This window comes from Paenibacillus sp. PCH8 (assembly GCF_002968835.1).
In the GTDB taxonomy this organism is placed as follows: Bacteria; Bacillota; Bacilli; order Paenibacillales; family Paenibacillaceae; genus Paenibacillus.
Genome location: NZ_PKQK01000005.1, coordinates 268,505 through 293,365 on the forward strand (window position 1 = coordinate 268,505; position 24,861 = coordinate 293,365).

General features: G+C 42.7%; 29 protein-coding genes, 1 tRNA gene and 2 pseudogenes. 5 read left to right on the forward strand and 27 right to left on the reverse strand.

Features of this window, described 5'->3' with window-relative positions; all coding sequences use genetic code 11:
- Positions 1–115: 115 nt before the first annotated feature.
- Entirely contained in the window at positions 116–448 is a 333-nt protein-coding gene (locus C0Q44_RS25195) for a winged helix-turn-helix transcriptional regulator (RefSeq protein ID WP_105409937.1), read from the forward strand.
- Between the two features lie 72 nt (positions 449–520).
- Here the strand turns inward: C0Q44_RS25195 and C0Q44_RS25200 are convergent, their stop codons facing one another.
- The 9 genes and pseudogenes from C0Q44_RS25200 to C0Q44_RS25240 all read right to left on the reverse strand — a co-directional run bounded on the left by C0Q44_RS25200 (position 521) and on the right by C0Q44_RS25240 (position 5,488).
- Positions 521–1,270: an SDR family NAD(P)-dependent oxidoreductase gene (locus tag C0Q44_RS25200; RefSeq protein ID WP_105409938.1), complete on the reverse strand. Its 750-nt coding sequence runs from the start codon at positions 1,268–1,270 to the stop codon at positions 521–523.
- A 132-nt stretch (positions 1,271–1,402) separates the two neighbouring features.
- Positions 1,403–1,750, reverse strand: a pseudogene (locus tag C0Q44_RS25205) (MarR family winged helix-turn-helix transcriptional regulator); the annotation flags it as partial.
- A 103-nt stretch (positions 1,751–1,853) separates the two neighbouring features.
- On the reverse strand, positions 1,854–2,558 hold the full coding sequence (locus tag C0Q44_RS25210) for a response regulator transcription factor (RefSeq protein ID WP_105409939.1): 705 nt from the start codon (positions 2,556–2,558) through the stop codon (positions 1,854–1,856).
- Positions 2,559–2,987 (reverse strand): winged helix-turn-helix transcriptional regulator, encoded by a 429-nt coding sequence (locus C0Q44_RS25215; RefSeq protein ID WP_105409940.1) that lies wholly within the window; start codon positions 2,985–2,987, stop codon positions 2,559–2,561.
- A gap of 74 nt (positions 2,988–3,061) precedes the next feature.
- Positions 3,062–3,502 (reverse strand): MarR family winged helix-turn-helix transcriptional regulator, encoded by a 441-nt coding sequence (locus C0Q44_RS25220; protein WP_105409941.1) that lies wholly within the window; start codon positions 3,500–3,502, stop codon positions 3,062–3,064.
- A gap of 37 nt (positions 3,503–3,539) precedes the next feature.
- Positions 3,540–4,100: a thioredoxin family protein gene (locus tag C0Q44_RS25225; protein WP_105409976.1), complete on the reverse strand. Its 561-nt coding sequence runs from the start codon at positions 4,098–4,100 to the stop codon at positions 3,540–3,542.
- Between the two features lie 140 nt (positions 4,101–4,240).
- A complete protein-coding gene (locus tag C0Q44_RS31920) occupies positions 4,241–4,510 on the reverse strand; it encodes an NADPH-dependent FMN reductase (RefSeq protein ID WP_105409942.1) in 270 nt (89 codons plus the stop codon).
- Positions 4,511–4,700: 190 nt separating this feature from the next.
- Positions 4,701–5,111, reverse strand: coding sequence for an Rrf2 family transcriptional regulator (locus C0Q44_RS25235; protein WP_105409943.1), 411 nt, complete (start codon positions 5,109–5,111; stop codon positions 4,701–4,703).
- Between the two features lie 26 nt (positions 5,112–5,137).
- Entirely contained in the window at positions 5,138–5,488 is a 351-nt protein-coding gene (locus C0Q44_RS25240; RefSeq protein ID WP_181151173.1) for a DoxX family protein, read from the reverse strand.
- A 382-nt stretch (positions 5,489–5,870) separates the two neighbouring features.
- On the opposite strand from C0Q44_RS25240, the gene C0Q44_RS31285 reads away from it, so the two are divergent.
- Positions 5,871–6,005 (forward strand): DUF981 domain-containing protein, encoded by a 135-nt coding sequence (locus C0Q44_RS31285; protein ID WP_258166552.1) that lies wholly within the window; start codon positions 5,871–5,873, stop codon positions 6,003–6,005.
- Positions 6,006–6,053: 48 nt separating this feature from the next.
- Here the strand turns inward: C0Q44_RS31285 and C0Q44_RS25245 are convergent.
- The 4 genes and pseudogenes from C0Q44_RS25245 to C0Q44_RS25260 all read right to left on the reverse strand — a co-directional run bounded on the left by C0Q44_RS25245 (position 6,054) and on the right by C0Q44_RS25260 (position 9,368).
- A pseudogene (locus C0Q44_RS25245) lies at positions 6,054–7,010 on the reverse strand (IS30 family transposase).
- Between the two features lie 178 nt (positions 7,011–7,188).
- Positions 7,189–7,539: a helix-turn-helix domain-containing protein gene (locus C0Q44_RS25250; RefSeq protein ID WP_105409945.1), complete on the reverse strand. Its 351-nt coding sequence runs from the start codon at positions 7,537–7,539 to the stop codon at positions 7,189–7,191.
- A 312-nt stretch (positions 7,540–7,851) separates the two neighbouring features.
- A complete protein-coding gene (locus tag C0Q44_RS25255; protein ID WP_105409977.1) occupies positions 7,852–8,640 on the reverse strand; it encodes a TrmH family RNA methyltransferase in 789 nt (262 codons plus the stop codon).
- Between the two features lie 26 nt (positions 8,641–8,666).
- On the reverse strand, positions 8,667–9,368 hold the full coding sequence (locus C0Q44_RS25260; RefSeq protein ID WP_105409978.1) for a potassium channel family protein: 702 nt from the start codon (positions 9,366–9,368) through the stop codon (positions 8,667–8,669).
- Between the two features lie 130 nt (positions 9,369–9,498).
- Between C0Q44_RS25260 and sspI the strand changes: the two genes are divergently transcribed.
- Positions 9,499–9,732, forward strand: a complete 234-nt coding sequence (gene sspI / locus C0Q44_RS25265; protein ID WP_105409946.1) for a small acid-soluble spore protein SspI — start codon at positions 9,499–9,501, stop codon at positions 9,730–9,732.
- Positions 9,733–9,982: 250 nt separating this feature from the next.
- Here sspI and C0Q44_RS25270 read toward each other — a convergent pair whose 3' ends face one another.
- The 12 genes from C0Q44_RS25270 to C0Q44_RS25330 all read right to left on the reverse strand — a co-directional run bounded on the left by C0Q44_RS25270 (position 9,983) and on the right by C0Q44_RS25330 (position 20,572).
- The gene (locus C0Q44_RS25270) at positions 9,983–11,566 is read right to left on the reverse strand and encodes a peptide chain release factor 3 (protein ID WP_105409947.1); all 1,584 of its coding nucleotides are present in this window, start codon (positions 11,564–11,566) and stop codon (positions 9,983–9,985) included.
- Between the two features lie 350 nt (positions 11,567–11,916).
- Entirely contained in the window at positions 11,917–12,315 is a 399-nt protein-coding gene (locus tag C0Q44_RS25275) for a DoxX family protein (RefSeq protein WP_105409979.1), read from the reverse strand.
- Between the two features lie 350 nt (positions 12,316–12,665).
- Entirely contained in the window at positions 12,666–14,216 is a 1,551-nt protein-coding gene (gene zwf / locus C0Q44_RS25280; RefSeq protein WP_105409980.1) for a glucose-6-phosphate dehydrogenase, read from the reverse strand.
- Positions 14,217–14,525: 309 nt separating this feature from the next.
- A complete protein-coding gene (locus C0Q44_RS25290) occupies positions 14,526–15,275 on the reverse strand; it encodes a YwmB family TATA-box binding protein (RefSeq protein ID WP_105409949.1) in 750 nt (249 codons plus the stop codon).
- Positions 15,276–15,531: 256 nt separating this feature from the next.
- Positions 15,532–16,200 (reverse strand): response regulator transcription factor, encoded by a 669-nt coding sequence (locus C0Q44_RS25295; RefSeq protein WP_105409950.1) that lies wholly within the window; start codon positions 16,198–16,200, stop codon positions 15,532–15,534.
- Positions 16,142–17,257: a sensor histidine kinase gene (locus C0Q44_RS25300; RefSeq protein ID WP_105409951.1), complete on the reverse strand. Its 1,116-nt coding sequence runs from the start codon at positions 17,255–17,257 to the stop codon at positions 16,142–16,144. Before C0Q44_RS25300 ends, C0Q44_RS25295 begins: the two co-directional genes overlap by 59 nt.
- Before the next feature lie 31 nt (positions 17,258–17,288).
- The gene (gene liaF / locus C0Q44_RS25305) at positions 17,289–17,936 is read right to left on the reverse strand and encodes a cell wall-active antibiotics response protein LiaF (protein ID WP_105409952.1); all 648 of its coding nucleotides are present in this window, start codon (positions 17,934–17,936) and stop codon (positions 17,289–17,291) included.
- Positions 17,937–18,086: 150 nt separating this feature from the next.
- Positions 18,087–18,794 (reverse strand): PspA/IM30 family protein, encoded by a 708-nt coding sequence (locus C0Q44_RS25310; protein WP_105409953.1) that lies wholly within the window; start codon positions 18,792–18,794, stop codon positions 18,087–18,089.
- Between the two features lies 1 nt (position 18,795).
- On the reverse strand, positions 18,796–19,299 hold the full coding sequence (locus tag C0Q44_RS25315) for a PspC domain-containing protein (RefSeq protein ID WP_105409954.1): 504 nt from the start codon (positions 19,297–19,299) through the stop codon (positions 18,796–18,798).
- 109 nt (positions 19,300–19,408) lie between these two features.
- Complete coding sequence (locus C0Q44_RS31290) at positions 19,409–19,552, reverse strand: PspC domain-containing protein (protein WP_258166553.1); 144 nt, start codon at positions 19,550–19,552, stop codon at positions 19,409–19,411.
- A 4-nt stretch (positions 19,553–19,556) separates the two neighbouring features.
- Entirely contained in the window at positions 19,557–20,228 is a 672-nt protein-coding gene (locus C0Q44_RS25325) for a PspA/IM30 family protein (protein WP_105409955.1), read from the reverse strand.
- A gap of 35 nt (positions 20,229–20,263) precedes the next feature.
- Positions 20,264–20,572: a LiaF transmembrane domain-containing protein gene (locus tag C0Q44_RS25330; protein WP_105409956.1), complete on the reverse strand. Its 309-nt coding sequence runs from the start codon at positions 20,570–20,572 to the stop codon at positions 20,264–20,266.
- 577 nt (positions 20,573–21,149) lie between these two features.
- Here C0Q44_RS25330 and C0Q44_RS25335 point away from each other — a divergent pair.
- Both C0Q44_RS25335 and C0Q44_RS25340 read left to right on the forward strand, forming a co-directional pair.
- A complete protein-coding gene (locus tag C0Q44_RS25335) occupies positions 21,150–21,677 on the forward strand; it encodes a hypothetical protein (protein ID WP_105409957.1) in 528 nt (175 codons plus the stop codon).
- A complete protein-coding gene (locus C0Q44_RS25340; RefSeq protein ID WP_105409958.1) occupies positions 21,578–23,509 on the forward strand; it encodes a helix-turn-helix domain-containing protein in 1,932 nt (643 codons plus the stop codon). The genes C0Q44_RS25335 and C0Q44_RS25340 overlap by 100 nt, the downstream gene beginning before the upstream one ends.
- A gap of 138 nt (positions 23,510–23,647) precedes the next feature.
- On the opposite strand, the gene C0Q44_RS25345 is transcribed toward C0Q44_RS25340, so the two are convergent.
- The gene (locus C0Q44_RS25345) at positions 23,648–24,574 is read right to left on the reverse strand and encodes a class I SAM-dependent methyltransferase (protein WP_105409959.1); all 927 of its coding nucleotides are present in this window, start codon (positions 24,572–24,574) and stop codon (positions 23,648–23,650) included.
- A 175-nt stretch (positions 24,575–24,749) separates the two neighbouring features.
- Positions 24,750–24,828, reverse strand: a tRNA-Leu gene (locus tag C0Q44_RS25350).
- Between the last annotated feature and the right edge of the window lie 33 nt (positions 24,829–24,861).

Genomic DNA, 24,861 nt, shown 5'->3' on the forward strand with positions numbered 1-24,861 from the left:
AGCCGGCTTTTGTTTTTTCCCTTTTGATAGTATAACAATAACACTTACTATCTTTATAACAAGTACTAATATTTTTAATACCTAGTATATAAAATATACTAAAGGAGGTTCGTATATGAAATATGACTTGAATTTTGATCAATTGTGTCCTGCTACGTATGCTTTTAATGTGATCGGAGGTAAATGGAATCTACCCATCTTGGCTATACTGAGCCAGAATGGCACCATGAGATACAATGAACTCAAGAGAAGGCTTCATGGTATTACTGGCACAACACTTACAAACTGTTTAAAAGAGCTCATTGATTATGGAATTGTTCACCGGGAGCAATTTAACGAAATTCCTCCTAGAGTAGAATATTCCTTAACTGAGCCGGGACTCAATCTTGTTCCTTTAATTGAATCCATTGTGGAATGGGGACAGGAAAACATGATTACCAGTTCCTAAACATCATTGAGAATCCATGTTAAATTCTTATTCAAGAACTAGAAACGCACTACCTGAACCTCTAGTTCTTGTTCATGAATTCATTTCAACGCCTCCAGAAATAGGAACGTATATTCCAGTACAGAAGTTAGTGTACTCACTTGCATATGTTAAGGCGACATTTGCAATGTCTATAGGATCGGCGATTTTCCCTAAGGGAATACCGGCAGCAATGTTCTCTTTTTCTTGCAATGAAAGATGCTCCGTCCCTTCTGTTGCTACCATTCCCGGAGACAACACATTGGCTGTAATATTATGTTTTGCGTATTCTTGAGCAATATATTGGACGAGTGAATTCAATGCCCCTTTAGCCGTTCCATGCGCCACAAATCCTGGTGCGGGATGTTTACTTAATCCACTTGAGATAAACAACAGTTTTCCATATTTTTGTTTGATCATGAATGGTGCAATAGCCTGAGTACCGATAAAAGCAGCTTGTATTTCTCCTACTAACTTATTTTGAAAATCTCCCCATTGCATTTCTGCAATATCAGATAAAGGAAACAATATTGAAGCATTATTAACAAACACATCAATTTTCCCAAAACGCTTCACCGTTTGTTCTGCCAGTCTATTCATTTGATTAACATCACGAACATCCGCTTGAATTGAAACTGCCTCACCCCCGAACTGCTGAATTTTTTGGACTATTTCATCTGCAGCAGATTGGTTGCTTAAATAGTTTATGACGACCTTTGCACCATATTTGGCAAAAAGCTCTGCTATCGCTGCCCCAATTCCTCGACTTGAACCTGTAATAACCGCAACCTTATTTTCTAGCATGAAGAAATCCTCCCTTAAATACATGCTATAGCATGTATTGTAAATTCAATTCAATTAATCCTCTTGCTCACACATATACATTTTCTCTAATATGGCTTTAAGCTGTTCTAGTTCCTCCGGTTCTAAACCTCATGTAACGTTATCATGAGCATCCTTGACCGTTAATAACAACCGTTGCTTTACCTCTTCTCCTTTAGGAGAGAGATATAAATAATGTGAACGCCTATCTTGATCATTTACAATACGTCGAACCATTCCTTTACGTTCTAACGAATGGATCATTCGAACAATCGTGGTTTGATCTCCCTCAATCGCCTCTGCCAGTTCTTTTTGAGTTGTAGCTTTATCTATATCCATTTAAGAAATAATGCTCAATTGTTCAGGCGTAACCTCGTAAGGTTTCAAACGTTTGATAATATAATTTGTAAGCATAAGATCAGTTCGGTGAATTAAAAAACCAGCCACATTGTATAATTCCATTGTTGTACCATCATTCATTTTTTCTTACACCAATCATGGGTGATCTGAATAAATGTTACAATCTACACTCATGAAGGAATGAGGAGGTTACACAGATACTTAGCTAATTGATCTCAAATTTATATCCTAATCCCCATACGGTCTTGATCAATGAGGATGAATCGGATGAAATATCATCCAATTTTTCTCTGATCCGTTTGATGTGTGTATCTACGGTTCGATAATCCACACTATAATCGTAGTTCCAAACATTTTGTAGGATATTCTCCCTCGAGAACAACTTATCTGGTGACGTAGCCAGATAAAGCAACAATTCGTATTCCTTCGGGGTCAGATGAACCTCTTTCCCTTCAGAAGACAATTTGTGATCCTCTTCAACAGTGAAATCACGCAATCTCAATCTTCGACCATAGTTAATGTATTCGTAGCTTACCTCCTGCTTTCTTCGCATTACACTTTTAATACGATAGATCACCTCTCGAGGACTAAAAGGTTTGGTTACATAATCATCCGCCCCTGCCTCAAAGCCTTGAATGACATCCATTTCACTATCTTTTGCAGTTAAAATAAGAATGGGTGTTGTTTTGTATTGACGTATTCGTGAGGTCACAAAAAAACCATCCATGCTTGGTAACATAACATCCAGGATCAATAGGTCGTAGTCAAAATGTAGCGCCTTTTCTAGAGCACTCTCCCCTGTAGTCGCTTCTTCTACTTGAAAACCTTCTTTCTCTAAATACAACCGCAGAAGATTTCGAATCCTCAGCTCATCTTCAACAATCAAAATTTTATGCGATTGTAGTCCCATCTACCCTTCCTCCTTATTCTTCATGCTCTCATCTTCGTCTTCCCGGAGGACTGATGTACAGCTCCATTCAATGAGGTTAGGTATAAACGAAGATAGCGACTCCCCTTTTTCTGTCAAAACATATATTGCATAAGCTTCTTTAGACGTAAATTGCTTTGCAATTAATTGATCTTTTAACAGATCCTCTAACCTTCTGGCTAACATCATTTCGGACATTTGGTTAATCTCTTGATGAATCTCTCTGAATCTTTTAGGACCATGCAACAGCACATAAAGGATATGAATACTCCACCGTCTAGTAATAATCTGGTAGGCTGAAAAGAGTTTTTCACTGATGAATTCGATTGAAAGTCTCCCCTTATACATGCTATAGCATGTATAATATTTAGTGATTTTTCCCTTTGTAGAAATACATTCCTGTGACATCATTTAGATGGTTAAATCTTCAGCCTTATGAATGGATAAGGCTACTCTAACAGAATTTATTATCACTCTAATTTGAATTATGATTTATTGAAATTTGCTTTCAGCTTTTTTAAACTTGTAGAAAGAGCCCTAATGTGCTCCTCATCCCAATTTTCAAAAATTCGGCTATAGAGTTCACCTTTATGCACATCGCATGCCGTGTTCGCTAAACGCCCCTGGTTGGTAATTTGAATTCGATTTTCACGTTGATCATGTGAGAAGCGGCAGCGCGTAATATCTCCGTTCTCTTCGAGAATTTTAAGATGTCGTGTTATTGCCGCACTATCAATGTTCATTTTTTTTCGTAATTCACTTTGTGAACTCTCTCGAACATCGATCAAAAAATTCAGAATTCTACATCGAGTAAGGTTATAGACAGATACGGGTTGCTTATCAAATTTCATATCCAGTTGATTATTGATGAGCTTTAATGTCTCAATAATGGTGTCATAATCATCGTTGGACTTTATCTTCTCCATACCAACTCGTCTCCTTATACATTTTTCAACTGTTAATTCATTGACGAAGTAATCCTTGTACAGTACGTTTCAAACTTTGATAAACAAACATCCATAGAGTATCATCTACCGCATATCTTGTTCTCAAAGAACCAATAGCTGTTGCACGAGCTTTTTCATAATCAGGGTCATTTTTATCTGGGAGTTTGGCGTGCAATTCATCGACTATCTGTTGAACTTCTGGAGCCCGTGGCCCCCATTTCCCAAGGATTTGTCCATCTTCACTTAAGATCACAACTATAGGAATGGCCCTCCCGCCGTTTGTAAGATAACGGTCTATCAAGCTCGTATCTTCATCCCTTAACACGACTCGTGTGTCAATATGCGCTGCCTCAGCTATGTTTCGAATAATGGGGGTGATCATCATTGCATCTCCACACCAATCTTCAGTAATCACCAAAAATTTTAGCCCAAAGTCTGCTATTTGTTCGATGAGGCCATCCAAAGGCATTTTGAAATTAAGATACACCGTTAAGCTCTCTTCTCGAAGGGTGCTCATCTGATTCATATACTTCTGAATTGAGATAGCTTCATCAAAGTACTGGCTTTCTGTTTTCAAATAAAAACCTCCAAGTAATGATTTATACATAATAGTTTTAATTTTAGTATGCATAAATACAATTTTATCAGCTGATTTTTCTAATTTGATGAGTATCTCTTCCTGTTTCACCGTAATACCTACTCCAAAATGTTCTTTGTTTAAATAGACATAGCTCGGAGCAATGTATGCGCGAAAAAAACCTGCAATAGGCTTAAACTAATTTCAATGACGAGATAATACTGATAGGTTCCAGCTGTAGCGACAAGTCCCATCACTTTATGTTGAAAACTTTTTACAGGTAACAAATCAATAATATTTTTCAACACACCTGTAATAGACGATTGGTAAATTGGTGAGCTTATCACATAACAATCAGAGCTAAATATTTTACTTATAAGCGTTTGGGTACCATTGTTATATTCACCCAAGGGTTTTCAATCACAAACTTCAATATTCTTGTATTCGCGCATGTCTAATAACTCTATTTCAATTTCGGAAAAATCACTTTTCGTTCGGAACAGTATCAATCACTGCAGGGGTTTTGCTTCCCAGAAGGGATCCAGATAATCCAAGTAATTTCATGATCTCACCCCCCAAAAATATATAGTAAATTAGCAGTTAAAGTAAATTTCCTCCTTCAATGATGTCACTAAGTTTGATTTTTTCTAGATGTTTCAACATTTGTTTTTCGCAACTAAAAAAGATGTACTCTAGACTTGCGTCTACGGTTGTTGGTAAACTCAATTCTTCATTCAAGGATCGCTTGGGTATTTGAAGCGGTTTGGATTCAACCATCGTATAAACATCTTTCAGATGAATATTTTCAGGCTTTTTACTTAAAATATATCCTCCGGCAATTCCTTCTTTTGTCTCAACAAATCCGTATCTCTTCATCACTCCTAACACTTTACGAATCCGTGCAGAGTGAATATGAATTCGATCTGAAATTTGAGAGCTAGTTAATCGTTCATTCTGATTAATTGCAAGTAAACTGAGTATATAAACAAAAACACTAAATTCACTATTCATGGACGCCACCCTTCTTTAAAGAAGGTTTATAAGAAATGAACCAGTGAAACGATTAAGCTAAGAATAAACAAAACGAGTGCAGGGATGGCCTTCTGTATCGGATCTTTGGCTAAAACAATTAAAGTGAAAGCTCCAGCAAGCATCGTACCACCTAAAAGCAAACCTGCCCAAAATGCTAAATAAGGTAACCATATGCCAGCAATCATACCAATGGCTCCAACAATTTCAAACGAACCGGTCAAGACATTAAAAAAAGAGGGCAAACCAAAACGTTTGAATTCGTCGGCCATTCCCCCCGAAATAATTTTGCTTCCTGTAAAGAGGAAAAAGACACCTAATAAAACCTGTAAAACAGTAATAAAAATGAACATAGCTATCCTTCTTTCATCAAGTTATGCACATAGAATGAATGCATGCTATACCAATTATCCGTGACGTAAGTCTGCAACTAATGATACGCCTCGTTTTCAAACAATCTATATGCTATAGCATCTATTTTGTTTGAAATTTTTAATATTGTCAACTCTAAACTAAATATTTACAGATTGAGTCCACTTAAAAAAGTAATTGAACTTTCACAAATTAAGTTACATACTAATGCATGTTGATTTTATGATGAAGAGTTTGATGTTAATATGATTATTGATTAGTCAGCAACTACTTCAATGTATAACACCTTGATGTCAGTTGCTACAGGCGTTGCGTTGTTAGTGATCCTTTAAATTCAGTGCAGACGTATTTCGATCTAAGGTTACTCATTTGGAGGGCGGGGCTGTCGGGTTTGGGATTACCGGAATTATTTTAACCCTCACGGGTGCACACATGACATTGACATGGCCGCTATCCAAGGTAGGATTCCCTTTTGATGATATTATTTTTGCGAACCTGTTTTAACATTTAGTGCATTATTATTAGGTTCAACGGTATTTATTTGACGGATTATCAAACCAAGTGCGACAGTTCTTCTGCGAAAGATTCATGAGCGGTCTTCCAGCCCAAGCATTTTCGTGTTCTGTGGTTTATTAGATCGAGTGAATGAGCGAGATCTTCATCTTGTACTTGAGCAAAATCCGTACCCTTGGGGTGGAATTCTCGCAGTAACCCATTCCTCTTTTCATTGGAACCGCGTTGCCAGGATGAATACGGATCAGCAAAATAAACGTCTAGGCCATGGGTTACTTCCAGATTCGCATAGCAAGCAAATTCCTTTCCCCTGTCAGTCGTAGCTGTAAGGAAGGTACCTTTAGGGTACTGTGAAATAGCTACACCGAGGGCAATTTCCATGGACAATGCAGTGCGATCTGGCATGAGAATGGCGGTGTATAGACGGGTCTTCCGTTCAATGAGCGTGGCGATACACCCTTTACTTCTCCCCCGACCGGACACGACGGTATCCAGTTCCCAGTGCCCAGATGTTGCACGAGAACGAACTTCTTTCGGCCGATCTGAAATCGTTCGGCCAATGGTGAATTTACCACGGGTTTCTGACGGTTTCTGACGTTTACCTTTGTGCCGAAGAACCTGTAACGCACCTCGAACGAGCCGTCACTCGTAGATCCAGCGGTAGATGGTTTTGAATGAGACTGTAGATAGGCCATCGGTGCGGAAACGTTCGCTGATTTGTTCAGGAGACCACGTCGCCTGAAGCTTTTCCTCCAGGGAAGCAGCCAAGTCGTTGCACCATTTACTCGTGGATACAGAAGCCTTACGACGATCCTGATAGGCGCTTTGGGCTTGCTCCGCTTGATAGGCTTCCACTGAAACTTCCCGCTTTAATTCACGGCAAATGGTCGAAGGATGTCTACCCAGCTCTTTTGCGATTGCTCGTGAGCTTTTGCCTTGTTGTTGGAGGATTTCTAGCTTGCTACGTTCGATTATGCTAAGATGTGTGTAACCCATGGTGGATTCTCCTTGTGTGAATGAGTGTGTGAGAACTTTCATTCTACACGAATCCGGCCATGGGCCCTTTTTTATTTATTTCCAGTAGGTGTCACACTTCATATTACATTCCGTCATAAAATAAACAGTTAGATACAATCTTTCATTGTATTACCTTAGTTTATTCAAGCAAATCGATTCAGATCTCACAACCGTATCTCTTTAGCTTCAAATTTAATATTCCTTCTAATTCCTGTTTATCCTTCAGAGTTAGCTTTCTTAAATCTGATATAAACTCTGATTCGAAATCATCCACTAGAACACTAAAAATCTCTGTGCTTTTGTTTAGAGAATCCTCAAATATAAACCAATACAAATCAATATCAAATTTCATTCTCAAGGCGATTACTGTTTCTAACGATGGTTTGTATTTATCTTTTTCTAAATCACTTAATGCTCCCTGAGACACACCAATTATCTGGGAAAACTCAGTTTGATTAAGCTTGTTCAACTTTCTAATATATTTCAGTTTTTCTCCTATGCTCTTCATTATTACAATCACCTTCTGTCCATAAAGTACAAACAGTCCCCGAAGAATTATTACTATTCATGGGGACTGTTCGAGTTAGTTATTAAGTTTGTTATTAGCAGGACGTTTATCTTACTACATCATATAAAAAATCAGGAGATTTTTTTTGTATTAAAACAAGAAAATTAAATTAGATAATTAACAAAACTTGAGAATATATTTATCCTTTATCCCCGCCCTGACTGGGTTTCCGCGTATTTACTTGTCTCATTTTATATTATAAGTTGTCTCATTCGATGATATAAACCACACTGGACAGCAATTATTTATCGGTTACACCATCCGCTGCCTCATCGCCTCAAACAACAAGATCGTTGCCGCCATTGCCGCATTAAGCGATTCTGCTTTTCCCTGCATCGGTATCGTAATCGCATCATCCACCAATGATGCCGTTGCATCCGAGATCCCCTTGCCTTCGTTTCCAATGACGAGCCACACAGGCTGCGTAAAGTCATAACTATAGCATGAATGCTCTGCCTGCAAAGAAGTACTGACCAGCTTCACGCCCGCTGCCTTTGCTTCAGGAAGCAAAGATTCCAACTGACCCTCCACAATGGGCAAATGAAATAGTGACCCCATCGTCGAGCGAATCGTTTTCGGATTATACACATCAGCACAGCCAGCGCCGAGTACGACCCCAGCAGCTCCGGCTGCATCCGAGCTACGAATGATTGTACCCACATTACCTGGGTCCTGCACCCCGTCCAGCACAACAACAAGCCCCTTCGCTTCGCTCATCAGGCTTTCCAGTGACTCACTGCCTTTACGCACAATCGCAAATACAGGCTGCGGTGTCATCGTATCCGTACATTTGGCGATAACCGCAGGTGACACACTAATCCATTCTACACGTTGAAGTGGGTTCTCAAGCCCCGTCAGTTCAATTGGTACTCCCTGCTCTCCGTCGAACACGATGCACTCCAGATCTGCCCCAGCGCGCAATGCTTCCTGTACCAGATGAATACCTTCAATGATGTATTTATGTTGACGGGTCCGATGCTTTTTCTCCAGCAACTGTGCCCATTCTTTTACACGTGTATTTTGCGGTGATACAATATCCATCTTTCCATCCTTCCTGTCTGCATCCATCACTTCGGATAGGCTAGCTCCATTTTCGTCAAATGATCCTTGTGACCCACAATAATCAGCACATCTCCAGCATTAATCCGGTCATCGGCATAAGGAGAGATATTCATTGAATTCCCGCTACGAATCGCCATCACGTTACACCCAAATCGTGCACGGATGTTTAATTCCATCAGGTTCTTACCGATCATTTGCTCGGAAGCTCTCATCTCCAGAATGCTGTAATCCTCAGACAACTCGATGTAATCCAGTATGTTGGGAGAAGTCAGATGATGCGCTACGCGCAGTCCCATGTCCCGCTCTGGATAGATTACCTTATCTGCGCCAATCTTTTGCAACACTTTACCATGAAGCTCATTTTGAGCTTTAACGATCAGAACCGGTACACCCATATCTTTCAATATCAGGGTTGTCAGAATACTTGCCTGAATATCTTCACCAATCGCCACCACGACGACGTCGAAATTTCGTATGCCAAGCGCTCGCAGCGCTTCTTCATCTGTTGAATCTGCCGATACCGCATGAGTCACCACATTGGACATTTCCTGAGTCCGCTGCTCGTCCGCGTCAATTGCCAGCACATCGAATCCCATACCGCTCAGTGCATTGGCAACACTTGATCCGAACCGTCCCATGCCTATTACGGCATACTGTTTCTTGGCCATTAGGGTCTTAACCTCCCGCTGCACTTCAGCATGACGCATCATTACAGATACCCATGCTAAACGTAAATAATCCTTCGTAGTATACCACAAAGCCTGATAAACTTGAATGCGCTCGCGCTTCCCAGGGAACAGTATTAGAGCAGCCGAATATACGAGGAGGGAATTTGCGATGCCCATTACATTAAGCCTGCGTGAAGCCATTGTTCATAAAGTTCATGACAAGAGTGATGACCAGCTCCGGGAGATGATTGAAGGTTCGGTAGACGGACCCGAAGCTGCATTACCTGGACTTGGCGCCATTTTCGAGATGATCTGGAAGAACACAGAACCTGCCAAGCAGGAGGAACTGATTCATATCGCGCAGGAGCATCTGCACACCATTCCCGTTCAACCGCTTCGTTAATTGAAGTATTGAAGGGTACGGTAACCATCAAACCGTTTGTTCTGTCTGCAAAAGAAAGCTTTCCCTTATTCGGCTGGATCATACCCGCCTAAGGTAAGGGTACGGCAATAAGATCCCTCCGCCAATCGGCGGAGGGATCTTATTTTTGATCAAACGTTATCTCAATGCTCTAACGTATCACTTTCAATTCACTTCAACGACTCATGAATGAATAGGCATCAATGAATCCGCAACATATCTGAGTTTTATTTTAAGGCGCAGTCTCAAGGAATTTAGCTGTCGGATTTTTATCAATAGCTGTTCTCATCGCATATTCATTTTCAAACAAAACCACATGATTACCCTTTTTATCCTTCACCAAGGTCGAGTTAATCCGGAATTTACTTGCGTCCAGATTCTCGTCCACGATCCAGCGAGCGAACTGATAAGGCATACGTTGCAATTGTACGTCTACCCCGTACTCGCCTTTCATCCGGTATTCAAATACCTCGAATTGCAGTTGACCAATTACGCCGAGAATCGTCTCGTCGAAACTTACGGTCTGGAACACCTGAATGGTTCCTTCCTCCGTTAACTGATCAATCCCTTTTTGATACTGTTTATGTTTCAACGCATTTTTCACGGTAACTTTAGCGAAAATCTCTGGCGAGAATGTTGGCAGTTCCTCAAATATAACTTCGCTGCCTTGGCTTAGTGAATCGCCAATCCGGAAGATACCCGGATCGAACAAACCGATAATATCGCCTGCATACGCCTCTTCTACAATATCCCGGTCTTGTGCCAAGAATTGCTGTGGCTGTGACAGCTTGATCTCTTTGCCTACACGGTTATGCTTCACACTCATCCCACGTTGGAACTTGCCTGACACAATACGCAGGAACGCAATACGATCCCGGTGTGCAGGATTCATATTCGCCTGAATCTTGAATACATAACCACTGAACTTTTCATTCGTTGGCTGGATTTCCCCTGCCGAACTGCGACGTGGTTCAGGCTTCGGTGCCAGTTCCAGGAAATTCTCCAAGAACGTCTGCACACCGAAATTGTTAATCGCACTACCGAAGAAAATCGGTGTCAGTTCGCCGCGCTGCACTTTCTCCATATCGAACGGGTCTCCCGCTACATCCAACAGTTCAAGGTCCTGACACAGCTGATCATGCAGGTACTCTCCTGCCATCTCACGGATAATCGGATCTTTGTACCCGTCTACCTTTTGTACTTTAATGATTGAGTGATCGTCCCCTTGGAACAATTCCACCTGATTTTTCATCCGGTCATACACACCGCACAGCTCGCGACCTGTACCAATGGGCCAGTTCATGGGAACCGAACGAATACCCAGTACATTTTCAAGTTCTTCCATCAGGTCAAATGGGCTTTTACCCTCACGGTCGAGTTTGTTGATAACCGTAAAGATTGGAATGCCACGCTTCGCACACACCTGGAACAATTTGATCGTTTGTGCCTCAACACCTTTTGCAACGTCAATCAACATGACCGCGCTATCGGCAGCCGTCAATGTACGATACGTATCTTCACTGAAATCCTGGTGACCCGGGGTATCCAGAATATTCACACGATGATCCAGATAATCAAATTGCATTACGGAAGAGGTAACCGAGATCCCACGTTGCTTCTCAATTTCCATCCAGTCACTTGTTGCGTGTTTGCTGGCTTTCCGAGCTTTTACCGTTCCCGCAAGGCGAATTGCGCCCCCGAAGAGCAACAATTTCTCGGTTAGTGTGGTTTTACCCGCATCCGGGTGAGAGATAATGGCAAACGTCCGGCGTTTGTCCACTTCCTGTTGAAGAATATCATTTGCAGCTTTGCTCATAGGTTTAATCCCTTTCATCCGTTCATTCACGTTAATCCGGCATGGCCGGTCCATCATTCAATCTTTATGCAATCCGGCCAGGCCGGTTGATTGTACACTTGCATTATACATACAGGATTGCTCACTAGATTAATTTTACACATTTACAATGGAGTTCATCCTCCTCAAATCTGTGATTCCATTTATACCGTGAACCTGTTTCTTAACTCAACTCTCCTATTGTACCATAATCTGTACCGAAAATAACCGATTACTACAGCAGATTCTTCTCTTTTCATTTGCAAAAAAAAGTACCCTTCAGCCATAATCATGGCATCCAGGCACTCCTTATTCCTTTTTCGTTATCCGGTTTAGAAAATCAATGCATCCAGCGCGTATTGTCCGCCACCCGTCAGGGCCAGCGCTACACCGATCACCAGAATCGCGAGATTATATTCGAATCCGTTCTGCGTGGACCAGTATCCGTTCGCTCCATGGACCTTCACAATCGCAATGACCATTGTCAACGCAATCAGAATGCCACCTACCGGTGTAAGCAGACCCAGAGCCAGCAGCAATCCACCGCCGAATTCCGCGAGTCCAGCCAGCAACGCCACCAATACACCAGGTTTCATACCCATCGATTCAAACCAGCCGCCTGTACCCTTGATCCCGTAACCTCCGAACCATCCAAACAGCTTTTGAGCCCCGTGCGCCATGAACGACAATCCAATCACCAAACGAATCAACAACAATCCTAAGTCCAACATCATTTTCTTTTCCTCCATTCAATATATACAAAATAGTATTCTCAGATTAAAGATATTATGCCAATTTTTTTCATGATTATATGTCGTAACCCCTTCAACTGGTTCACATTTCATCTCATGAATGGTGCACTTATCCGAGAAGTTCATCGGGTTAAGCTAGTCATTTGCGTAACTCTTTATCTCTTGTGTTGAGTATAAGTTATATACTTACTTTTTGTCAATAACTTATTTTAAATTTATTTATATTCTCCTCACCTCCATCTCTCCTTACACAGAAAAAGCCCGGAAAGTTCGCTTGATCCGCGACTTTCCAAGCCTTATACATTGTTTCACCTTATGAACTATATTTGTTAATTGCCGACTTGCCAGATCACACTGTCCTCATCCTGACCATTTACCGGCCACCAGTGGAATCCATCCTGTTCCAGCAGCTTGTCTGTCGCTTCTGGCCCCCATGTTCCCGCCGGGTATGTGTGAAGCTCTCCCTGATTCTGTCCCCAGGCCGCTGCGATCCGATCCACAAAAGACCAAGCGGTCGCCACTTCATCCCAACGGGTGAAGTAGGTGGAATCCCCCTCTGCCGCATCATGCAGCAAACGTTCATACGCTTCCGGCGAGTTGATTCCGATCATGCAGCTCTGGCAGAAATCCATTGCAAGCGGCTGAATCTCGGAATCAGAGCCGGGCTTCTTGGCATTGATTTTGATATAAATGCCTTCCATCGGATTCACCCGAATGACCAGCAGATTTGGTTCGAGCTTATATTTTTTCCCAAGATACACATTGTTCGGCATCGATTTGAACTCAACTACAATTTCGGTTGTTTTCACCGGAAGGCGTTTGCCTGTCCGAATGTAGAAGGGCACACCTGCCCAGCGAAAATTATCCACGAAGACACGTGCGGCAAAATATGTCTCTGTATTCGACTCTGGATCAACTTTGTCTTCCTGACGGTACCCGGGAAGTTGTTTGCCACGATACTCCCCTTCGGCATACTGTGCCCGCACAACGTTGTTGCTCACCTCTTCATCTGAAGCGAACGCACGCAGAGAGCGTAAGACCTTCACCTTTTCATCCCGAATATCCTCAGGAAACAGGCGACTCGGTGGTTCCATCGCGATCATCGTTAGCATCTGAAGTATATGATTTTGCCCCATGTCACGCAGCGCACCAGAGTGATCATAGTAACCACCCCGTTCCTCCACTCCCACCGTCTCACCCAGGGTAATCTGAATGTTGGCAATATGTTTGTTATTCCAGAGCGGTTCAAAAAAAGCATTCCCGAAGCGAATCACTTCGATATTCTGCACCATTTCCTTACCGAGATAGTGGTCAATTCGATAGATTTCTTCTTCACGGAACACCTCACGAATCTGTTCATTCAGATGCTCAGCCGATTGCAGATCATAACCAAATGGTTTTTCGATCACTAGTCTATTCCAGCCCTGACTTTCCAACATACCACCATCACGCAAACTGTACGAGACACTGCCGAACAGCTCAGGTGCAAGTGCCAGATAGAACAACCGATTCCCCGGCGTGTTATACTTCGCTTCCAGATTCTCCGTCTGCTCACGGAGTTCCTTGAACCCTTCCACATGTTTAATATCAAGTGCTTTATATTCAAAATGCTGGACAAATGCGTTCCACTCATCAGGCTCCCCCGCAGGGTAACGACTGAACTCTTTAATGGATTCATAGATGTCTTCCCGGAATTCTTCTGGGGACCTCAGGCGACGTGCTACACCAATAACCGCAAAATCTTCGGCAAGCTTGCCTTCGCGGTAAAGACTGTAGATGGCCGGAAATAGCTTCCGGCGGGCCAAATCCCCTGTTGCTCCAAAAATGAAAAATACTGCGCCTGGTGTCTGTACTTCATCTTGCATTTGATTTTCAACCATGGGCTCCTCTTTCTTCCGGGAAGACAACCTTCATGCTCTCCCCGAGCTATGTAATGGTGTTATATATGCACGACATACAACCGTCAATTACCAGCAAGTTCCTTCTTGGATGTGATGCCATTTTAGCATATCAACTGATCGGATGCACTAATTCGCATTCATTTTCCCTGATAAATATTCTTAATAACATGCCAGTATTCATGGATAATTCATCTGGAATTATTCATCATACGCTGCCGATTATCCATCAATCTTATGTTCATCAATCTTATATTCATTAATTTTAAGCTCACTAATCTGAATCTATCATTAGTATTCAATTGTGATTACCGGAAAACCCACCGTAATTCGATTGTTCCCGTGTTCACCAACCTGGTGAACTGCGAGCTGCATATTCAACATGTGTGAGCCACTTTTGATCGACAACGGCAGATCAGCAGCCTTATAAGAGGTACTTACTGTACCTGCATCTGTATAACGCTCCACTGCTACGATACCCACTTTTTCGGACAATTGTTCTTCGATATATTCCAACTGCTGACTCGCATCACGTTCATAAGTAGTAGATGCTGTACCCTGTACAGACATATTCCAGGTAGCCTTCATCCCTGAATCTACAAGCAATTGGTCGACCTGTTCATGTAACGTCATTAATGTCTTCCGATCTGTGTGCGCCGTTCCGGTAAGCTGCACGATGACATAGTAACCATTTTCTCCTGTATCGACTACATTGACCAAAATACCGGTATCGGCAGCAAGCGCATCAACAATCACCTCACTTCGGTACACCTCATGACCAGTCTGACGTGCCCGTACGGGTTCTTCCAATCCCAAGTGATTCGCCAGTAATACAGCTTGTGCTTCTGCGTTCCCCTTGCCTTCTCCTTGCCACTTAATGACCAGACGATCCACATGCTCAATCACACTGCTTGCAGTATGGATCACCTGTTCCAGCTGGGCTGCTTCAGGTTCGTTTTTCTCAGCGTATACCTGCGTCACACCTATTAGAATAATGATAGCCATTGCCAATATACCTGCTGTCATCCAACGATTTAACATGTGAATCCCCCGCTTCTTTCTTACATTCTATGAATCTATCAACAGCATACCCCTTTCCTACATTAGCTATACTTCTTCAGAACCCATCAAAAAAAGCCCCGTCCACCAGATTCATGGCAGATCAGAGCTTTTGTGTTTATTCACTAAAATTCTATCTTATCTTATCTTATCTTATCTTATCTATGAACGCCGAACGTTAAAGTCCAGTGTCTTTGGCTTAAATTCAACGATCTTATATCTTAGGACTTTCTTATTCTTACTCTGCAAGCCCATTTTTATAAGCATAGATTGCAGCCTGTGTACGGTCATCTACGCCTAATTTGGCCAGCAAATTCGTAACATGGAACTTAACTGTCTTGATGCCAATAATCAGATCATCTGCAATATCCTGATTCGACTTGCCTTTAGCCACCAACCGGAGCACATCCATTTCCCGGTCCGTCAATTCGTCATGTAAAGGCGCTGCTGCCTGCGGCTGCCGGAATCGATTCATCATTTTCGAAGCTACCTGTGACTCCAGCACGGATTGTCCGCGTGCTGCCGCACGAATCGCATCTGCTACTTCATTGGCTCTTGATGTTTTCAACAGATAACTGAAGGCTCCTGCTTCAATCACAGGGTACATTTTTTCATCATCCAGGTAACTGGTCAGAACGATGACTTTACACTCCGGGTACATTTTCAGTACCTGACGAGTAGCCTCGATACCATCCATACCTTCCATAACCAAGTCCATCAGAACAACATCAGGCTTATATTCCTGCGCAAGCCGAATGCCTTCCTCTCCACTACCTGCTTCACCAACGACTTCAATTCCATCTTCGGTATCCAGTACCGCAGCAAGGCCAATCCGTACCATCTCATGATCATCCACGAGCAATACTTTGATCGACGTTTCCGTCTCCAGTTCGACTTCCGGTTCCATTGACATGTTCTTCCTCGCTTTCGTCGCTCATCAAAGGGATTGTGATCTCAATCCGCGTTCCTTTACCAGGCGCTGTTACAAATTGTATGGCTCCCCCGATTTCGGTGACACGTTCACGCATGTTCGTTAGACCATAGGAAGCTTGTTTATGTTCATCCAGATCAAAGCCTTGCCCATCATCACGAATCAGTACCCGAATTGCATCCGTACGGCGCTGGAGCCGTATCTCCATTTTTTCTGCTTTGGCATGCCGTAATGTATTAGACATAGCCTCCTGAACAATCCGGAACAGATGATTTTCAATCCCTTTGATCAAATCAATGTCTTCGTCCATTTCAAGTACAATTTCCATGGGTACTTTTGTTTTCAGTTCCATCACCAAATCACGCAAACCTTGTTCAAGATGTTTGCCTTCCAGATAGACTGGCCGCAGATGCAACAGTAACGCACGCATCTCGGACTGAGCTACCGAAGCCATCTCCTCAATCAAGGCCACCTGCCGCTGGGCACGTTCAAAATCCTTCCCCATCTTCCGTCCAACGGCCGTTGCCGTCATCGAAATCGCAAAAAGCTGTTGAGATACCGCATCATGCAGCTCCCGCGCCAGCCGTTGCCGTTCTTCCACAATTGCCGTAATTCTGGCTTGTTCAGCCAGCTGTGCATTATGAGTAGACAGTCTCTGGAGGGACGATACCTGATCTTCCCACTTTTTGCCGATACGCCCAAGCTGCTCACTTAAACGGCCCACATCATCAACCCCCAGATCAGGCACGGTACGAGAGAGTGAACCCTTTTCCCACTGTAATAGTGTTTCCCGTAACAGTTCAATCCTGCGTTTGACCCGGTAACTCTGATAGAACCCAAAGACCGCACCGATTCCGATCAGAAGCAGCAATAAGGCCAGACCCGATTGAATCAGATGTCGCCAACCTGCAAAAGGCGCCAGATAACCATATGTATACAACACATACAAAATAACGGCAAGTACAATGAAAACGAGGAGGATCCCTTCACCCATACTTCGGGTTACCATGTCGGTATGTCGCTTGGTCTTCATCCGGGTCTCCTCCTTCTCTTCATCTATTTTACTACGGATTACTTATGCTTAGGTCGCCAACAATATAAGAAATCACAAATTTTGCTTTATGTTCACTGGATTCATATCCAGGAGTTCTCCATACCAATTTGTTCATCATGCCACTATCTTGTTCTCCAAGAAGATTAATTCGACCGAACAGGACCGATGCTTCAATCTCCACACCATAATCCTCAGGCAACGTAAGACGAACATTTCCCATAACGCCTTGCAGCAATACAATCGTTTGCTTCTCCTCAGGGATCGAGAGAGACAGATCTGCATTAACCTCACCTATGGCATGCCATAGGCTCATACTTCGTAATGTCCAGGACGATTGATCCCAGTAGTACCGAGCCATGAAATTCTGCTTTTTCATAACTCCTTCATCCAGATGAATCTTTTTGTTATTTGAATAAAAATAAGCTAAAGAAGCCAGTACAATCAAGAATACAATCATCAGATTATCCAAGAGCAGCAGAGCCGCACCGATCCCGAGATAACGATAGCCTTTATGCGTATCACCTTTACGAACTTGAAGCATTCCAATCGTTAACAGAATCAGTGCGGCAGCGGTCAGCAAGTTTATATTTTGGTTTAATAACATGAACATACCCAAGATAATAATGACAACTGCAAGCCATTTACTCTTTTTATTCATCTCTGCCGCACCTCCTCTGTAAGTTATTCTTTCTTTATTCAACGGAAAAGCCATACCAGGCAATGAAGTCCTGTATGGCTTAACTTTTGTTCTACCAACCGTACGTTATACACGATTTATAGAATATCATATTGTCCGTCGAGCGAACAGTTATTCTTTTGAAGTTACGTTTGTTTCATTTTTGGAGCCATTGCCCATTTTGTTTTTCAGGGCTTGCAATTGCTGATCCACCTTGAATTGCTTTTCCACATCTACAGGATTGGTATACGTAGATCCTGTGTTGCGATAAGGTGCACGAGCTACATCAGCTTCAGCTTCCAGTTGCATGATTTTCTCTTCCATACGGTGGAATCCAAGCGATGCGCCGCCACTTTCGATCGAATGCAAGCTGTTGATGGAAGACATTTGTTTTTTGGCTTTTGCCATTTGTGCACGGGATACAAGTTCATTGCGTTTGTTACGCATTTTGTAGAACTCATCTTTCATGTCATGCAATTGTTGCAACAGATCTTTCGCTTGTGCTTCGGACTGTGCATGCAATTCACTGTACTCCGTAATTTTTTGATCAAAGTAAATTTTCTCTTCCAGCAATTTGCGTGCCACTTCTTCCTGACCGTTCGCCAGAGCAGCTTCTGCCTGAGACTCACGTTGTACCGTAGTACGCTCAGCTTCATCCAGACGTTGCTTCATACGACGCTCATTCGCCATTTGTTTGGCAACCGTTACCTCAGCCTCATGAATCTCAGCCTCCATGTCACGCAAGTACTGGTTCAACATTACAATCGGGTCCTCTACCTTATCCAACATATCATTTACCGATGCTTTCGTCATATCCTTAATCCGTTTAAATACTCCCATTTTACTTTTCTCCCTTCTCGTAACGAGATAATTTTTGGCGAAGCTCTTCAACTTCTTTTTTCAGTGCTTTTTTCTCAATATCTTTCATCATGGAATCAAGTTCACTTTCCTGTGGTGCACCTGCTCCGTAAGCGTTGTTGTCATAAGAACGCGGACCAGATTGGGGTCTGCCGTTGAATCCTGGGCCGGGACCGAAGTGTCCGGGGCCTGGTTGGTTGTGGTTATTTTGAAAAGGACCTCTTGGCTGTTGTTGATCATAGTTGTTGTATCCTCTTCCAGAACCAGGGCCTGGGTCGTAGCCATATGGATCATAAGGTGGATACGGTTCTTTGGGTACCACCAGTGCTGCAATGAAGTATATTAACAACGACGTGCCGCCAGTTACGAAAATACTGATGACGAAGATGATACGCAGCAGTGTGGAATCCATTCCGATCGTTTCGGAAATTCCGCCGCACAAGCCGGTTAACATCCGGTCACGCGTTGAACGGTATAGTTTGCTCATGTGCTTTCTCCTTTCGTTTACTTATATCCTCTTACGTGATCGGGACCATAAGCATATGGATCAGCGTGATAGGATTCCTTTGGTACCACCAATGCAGCGATGAAGTAGATCAACAATGATGTACCCCCGTAGCGAAAATGCTGATGAAGAAGATGATACGCAGCAACGTGGTACTGAGTCCAAGATTTTCTGAGATGCCACCAATCAAACCTGTAAGCCTTCGATTACGCGCCGAGCGATACAATTTACTCATGTGACTACTCCTTTCTGTCATTGTTTAATTTTTGTTTTAAGCGTTCCAGTTCCTTATCCAGCGTAGAGGATGACATGCTACCAGTCGCTCCTGAACCATCCTGACTCATCCGCCGGATATCCCGAAGGCTTTGTGCTTCATATTCGAGATCAGAGACTTGGTCATCCAATCGGTTAAACATACGAGGTACGTTCTGACCATTGTGATGTCCTCTCTGGTTCATTCGTTGCTGCAATTGGATGGTCTGCATACGAGCATAGTAATATTGGCGTTTGCTGTATACATTCTGGTACTCCACCTTCAACTGGTCGATCTGTTCATCCAGTTCCTGTAATGCTGCATAGCTTTGTGCGTACAATTCATTGTACTGTTCCATTTTTTCCTCGTGAAGAATTTTCTCTTGCAAGGCCAGTTTAGCGAGATGCTCTTCTCCTGCTTTCAGAGCCATGGAAGCCTGTTCTTCCCGTTTGTTAACCATACCTGCTGCCTGATCTGCTTGTTGTTTCATTTGTCTGGTATGGCTTGCATATTGATGACGAAGTTTCTCGGCTTCACCGATGTCTTGGCGGGTCGAGACCAGGAACTGATCAATCAGTTTGACTGGATCCTGACTTTGCTCCAAATGTTCATTCAGATTGGCTACGGTAATATCCCGCATTCGACGAAATACACTCATTTTGTTCTGTCCCTCCTTTTCATAATCGTGAAAACTTAGTAACGGTCACGACGACTGCGGTTATTCTTCAGCATGGAGATACCAAAGATGATTAACCCGATCGCGATGATCGGTCCGATCAACCATGCCAGTTTACCCATCAGTGAGATGATACCGATGATAAGCACAATCCATCCTAGTAACACATTCCCTCGTTTAACTCCGTAATATCCCAGTGCAATCATCAGGACCGGAATCAGATACCCCATTAAGTGTCCAAGAAGAGGAGTTAACTTTCCGAAGAGGAGGAGTGCACCCAGCGCAATCAATACAATCGCCCAGCCATTTCCCTTATTCAATCTCATAATTGTTGTTCACCGCCCTTTCGATTCGTTCTTTTCATTTGTTGATTCATTCGTTCGTTTATTTCTTGTTTTTTTGTTTCTTTGTTTCTTGTTTAACCTTATGTCCTTATTCTAGGGGAATTTGCAGCTTTTCAAAACAGACCGTGGACGGTTTTTCATCCTAGACTCTGGTCGGGGATCGTGTTGGACCTTTGACTGTCCCTATATAAGACCATCGTTCAACCTAAGCTAAACAGAACCTCGGACACCTTCTATTACTTACCCGTTTTAAAGCTCCGCTCATGCGATATCGTTTGTAGAGAATAACGTGCATACCTCTATTTACGTTCCTCATTTGCTTTCGTTTCTCATCATTCCGTATAAGGCATCAGGCATAGCTGTATCTGATAGGCATTTTCTAGAACATCATATATCAATAATCCTCAACGCCTACCTAACACTTTGCAAATAAAATACTTTTTTATCCAAATAATCAAAATTTATATTGTTCTATATGTAAGCGTTTACTAAAATAGAAAGTATTACTATTCTTAAAGTCAGGAGTGGACCTGTGCGACCAACTAGCTATCTCCATAAAATGATTGTTTTTGGAATCTTGTTAAGTACCTTGCCCATTTTGTTGACTGGAATTGCTGCATTTATCTATACATCGAACCAAAGTGACCTGCATCGTGCCCAAGCGAACAAGCAGTTGCTCGAACAGATGCAATCCAATGTAGAACACAAACTCGCTACAGTTAGTTATATGCTTGATCAAGCCGTTCGTTCTCCAGTAACCCTCCGTTCCCTGACAGCTTCTTCTTCACTTCAAGGGAAAGGCCCTTTACTTGCCGACAAACTGCAGAGTGAGTTTCAACACATGAGATCATGGGAACCTTTGCTGGATATAACCCTGGTCAATCAATCTCAGAATTGGCTTATTGATCATGCCGGATTATATCGTAATACGGATTTCCCACTGGCTTTACCCATGAAGGATTTGATATCGGATACATTAACCTCTGGATGGCAACTCTCCCATCATCCGTGTTCAGTAATGATGAGCGTTCGCCCCGGACAGGTTGTATCTATCATATTGCGCTTGCACGATCTATTCCAAATCTGAATACTTTTTCTGATGCTGCCTTGATTGCCGGAATTCCCGCATGTTCTCTGCATAATACGCTAGGAGAAGAATCAAGCAATACAAGCTCGGGACTAATCGTTCTGAATCGGGAACAGCGGATCATGGTTCATCCCGATCCTGCATATATCGGACAACCGTTATCTGCGATTGGACTGCAAGATCCTGATACGGAAAATAATATAACCAAGCTATCACCCATCACATTTTCAACTGCTTTTGAAGAGAAACAGGTTAAGGTCGCCGATACTCACTACTCACTGACGTACAGTCCTTCTACTCTGAAAGGGTGGACCTATGTTCTGATATCACCTACAAACATTCTCACAAGAGACTATCTTGATATTGGTCTACACACGTTGTATATCAGTATCTCCTTGCTTTTACTTTCATTATTGCTCGCCTGGCTCGGCTCGAAACGAATGCATATACCCATTCGCAGACTTTTAGCCCAACTTGGTAACAACCGACTGTCCAAAGAAGATAACACTTTGGCTCAGCATCCGGCGCAGTTATATGATGAGTTCGAACAGATTAGAGCAGGTGTCTCACAGTTGTCAGCCTCTCGCTCCCAACTAGAAAACACACTCAACCAGCACCTGCTGCAGATTCGCACTCATTTTATGATGAATCTGTTCCAGGGTAAGATCCCTATTCACACCCTACATGGCACTCTGAATGAATATGGCTATACGCATCAGGTTCGAGAGTGGCACCACGTTGCTGTTGTTACACTACAGGCAGATCTCATTAATCACACCAAGTACGGTTCTAATGATCGTGATCTTTTGCTATTCGCTGTTCAAAATATATTGGAGGAAACGGCTCCCCCGGATCAACTACTGCTCCCTATTGTACTGGAACATACGGTCGTCACGGTGATCGGCACCGTTGAACAAGATCCCTTTATTTTTTCACAACAGCTACATGTATTAACAGACCAGTTGCAACAACAGATAGGTAAAATTCTAAATCTTGAGGTAAGTATAGGCTTCAGCCAGCCACACAGTACGCTATACCACATCCCCCAGGCTTACACAGAAGCCATAGAAGCACTGAAGCATCGCATGAAGCTGGGAACCGGCATAATCTTTCAATATGAGATAACCGATTATCAGTCTGCACCTTGGTCCATGAGCTACCCGGAATCATTGGAGTACTCGTTGATCCAGGCTATTCAAAGTGCGGACGAAGTCCAGTCCTCTGTTCTTTTGCAACAGTTACTTGAAGTGATGTTTCGTATGGAGTGTACGCCAGAGGAATATCAGGTGGCTCTTATAAGGTTGCTCACGAATATTTTGCAGATGGCACAGGAATCGGGTATACGACTTGCACAGATTTCCCAAGGTCATCGATCTATGTTCCACGAACTTCATGGTTTGCAGTATGCTGTGGAGGTTGAGGAATGGTTTAACCATCAGGTCATCTTGCCCATTATCCAGGTTTTTAAAGCGAGACAGGTTGCCCAATATCAGCAGATATCAGAGAAGATGATTGCCATAATTCATCAAGATTACGATAAGGATCTGACGCTTGAGGAATGTGCTGTGAAGCTTCACTACAATGCTAATTACTTGAGTAGTGTTTTCCGAAAGGAGACAGGCTGCTCATTTAGTGAATATCTGACCAGGTACCGATTCAACATCGCTAAAAAATGGCTGGACGAGAGTAATATCACTGTTAAGGATATTGCAGCACGGCTTCGGTACAACAATCCGCAGAATTTCATCCGATCCTTTCGTAAATGGGAAGGAATTACTCCAGGCCAATATCGGGAACGCAAACAGACAGCAGAAATACCCATTAGAAAGTAGATATTTTCTCGAGAATAAATGGAACATCTGCTGTTCAACAAAATAATGGGGAGCAGATGATCTGCTCCCATTCTCACATATTACACATACCTCATATTTACTTTCTGTCTCCAGTACAAATATACAAACTTACACGTTTCATTGCTTATCCTTGGTGCGGACTGCTTTCATATTTGGTTGGTCAAGTTGGATCAGAATCTTACCGAACCTTGCTCCACGTGAGAAGCTCACCAAACCATCCTTGTATGTATCTTGGATGTACTGCTCAGCCAGTCTGAGGGAATCCTGATCTGTTGGTAACTCATACGTAGTAAGCCATTCTGGCAACTTCTGAATAATCTCTTCCACCGGCATTTCAAATGAGTTAATTTCTCTCGTAATGATCATGGTATACGAATACCCCTTCAGATACAGCAACTGCTGGATATACCCCATATCTCCAGCCTTATAGGAAGAACTGATGCCAAGTACAGAATTAAGTTCATCCATTAGTGTGTGTTCCCTTTGTCCAGCCATAGTGCTGATATATACATACTTTCGGGCACAATTGATCGCTTGCTCAATCGTCTCCCAATCCGACATAGCCGGGCACATGGAAGCAAATGCAAAGTCATATTTCTTCTCCCAGCTCTGATCTTGAATAGAGATGTCTTCAAATTGTTCTGTTACGATTTCGATGTTAGATTTCAGAGATGAAGGAATTGTCTCTTTCATCAATGAAACGAGTAACTCGGAAGGTTCAACTGCAGTTACGGTTGCTCCCTTTGCTGCAAAAGGAATGGTAAATATACCTGATGCTGCTCCAATATCCAATATGGATAACCCAGCGAATTCCACTCCCTGGTTTTCAATCCAGCCCATAATCCGTTCAGAACGCTGCTGTCCTTCTTCAGTGAATGACTGTGCATGATATTCTCTAGCCCACCGTTCAAACGCTTCTTCTGTATTAAAGGGGGTACTTTTCTTCTTATATTTTGAACTTCTCGGACGATTCTTCCATGCCTCTTCCCACACAGATAGATTAAATAACAGATCGGTGTCCGATATATTGTTTTCAATAGCCACTTTGTTCACACTCCATTATTTTATATTATAGACTTCACTTATCTACAATATACCTAATATAGGCACACGTCAATTATTATTCAAGTCGCACTGTCTTTATGCTAAACTTGCTTCATATAAATAAAATAAAAATAGTCCTACAAATTGCTTACGCAATCTGTAGGACTATACAATATACCGGCGAGAGGACTCGAACCTCCACGGTTTCCCACTCGATTTTGAGTCGAGCGCGTCTGCCATTCCGCCACGCCGGCATATAATGTTGTAGCATACTATCTTGAAAATAT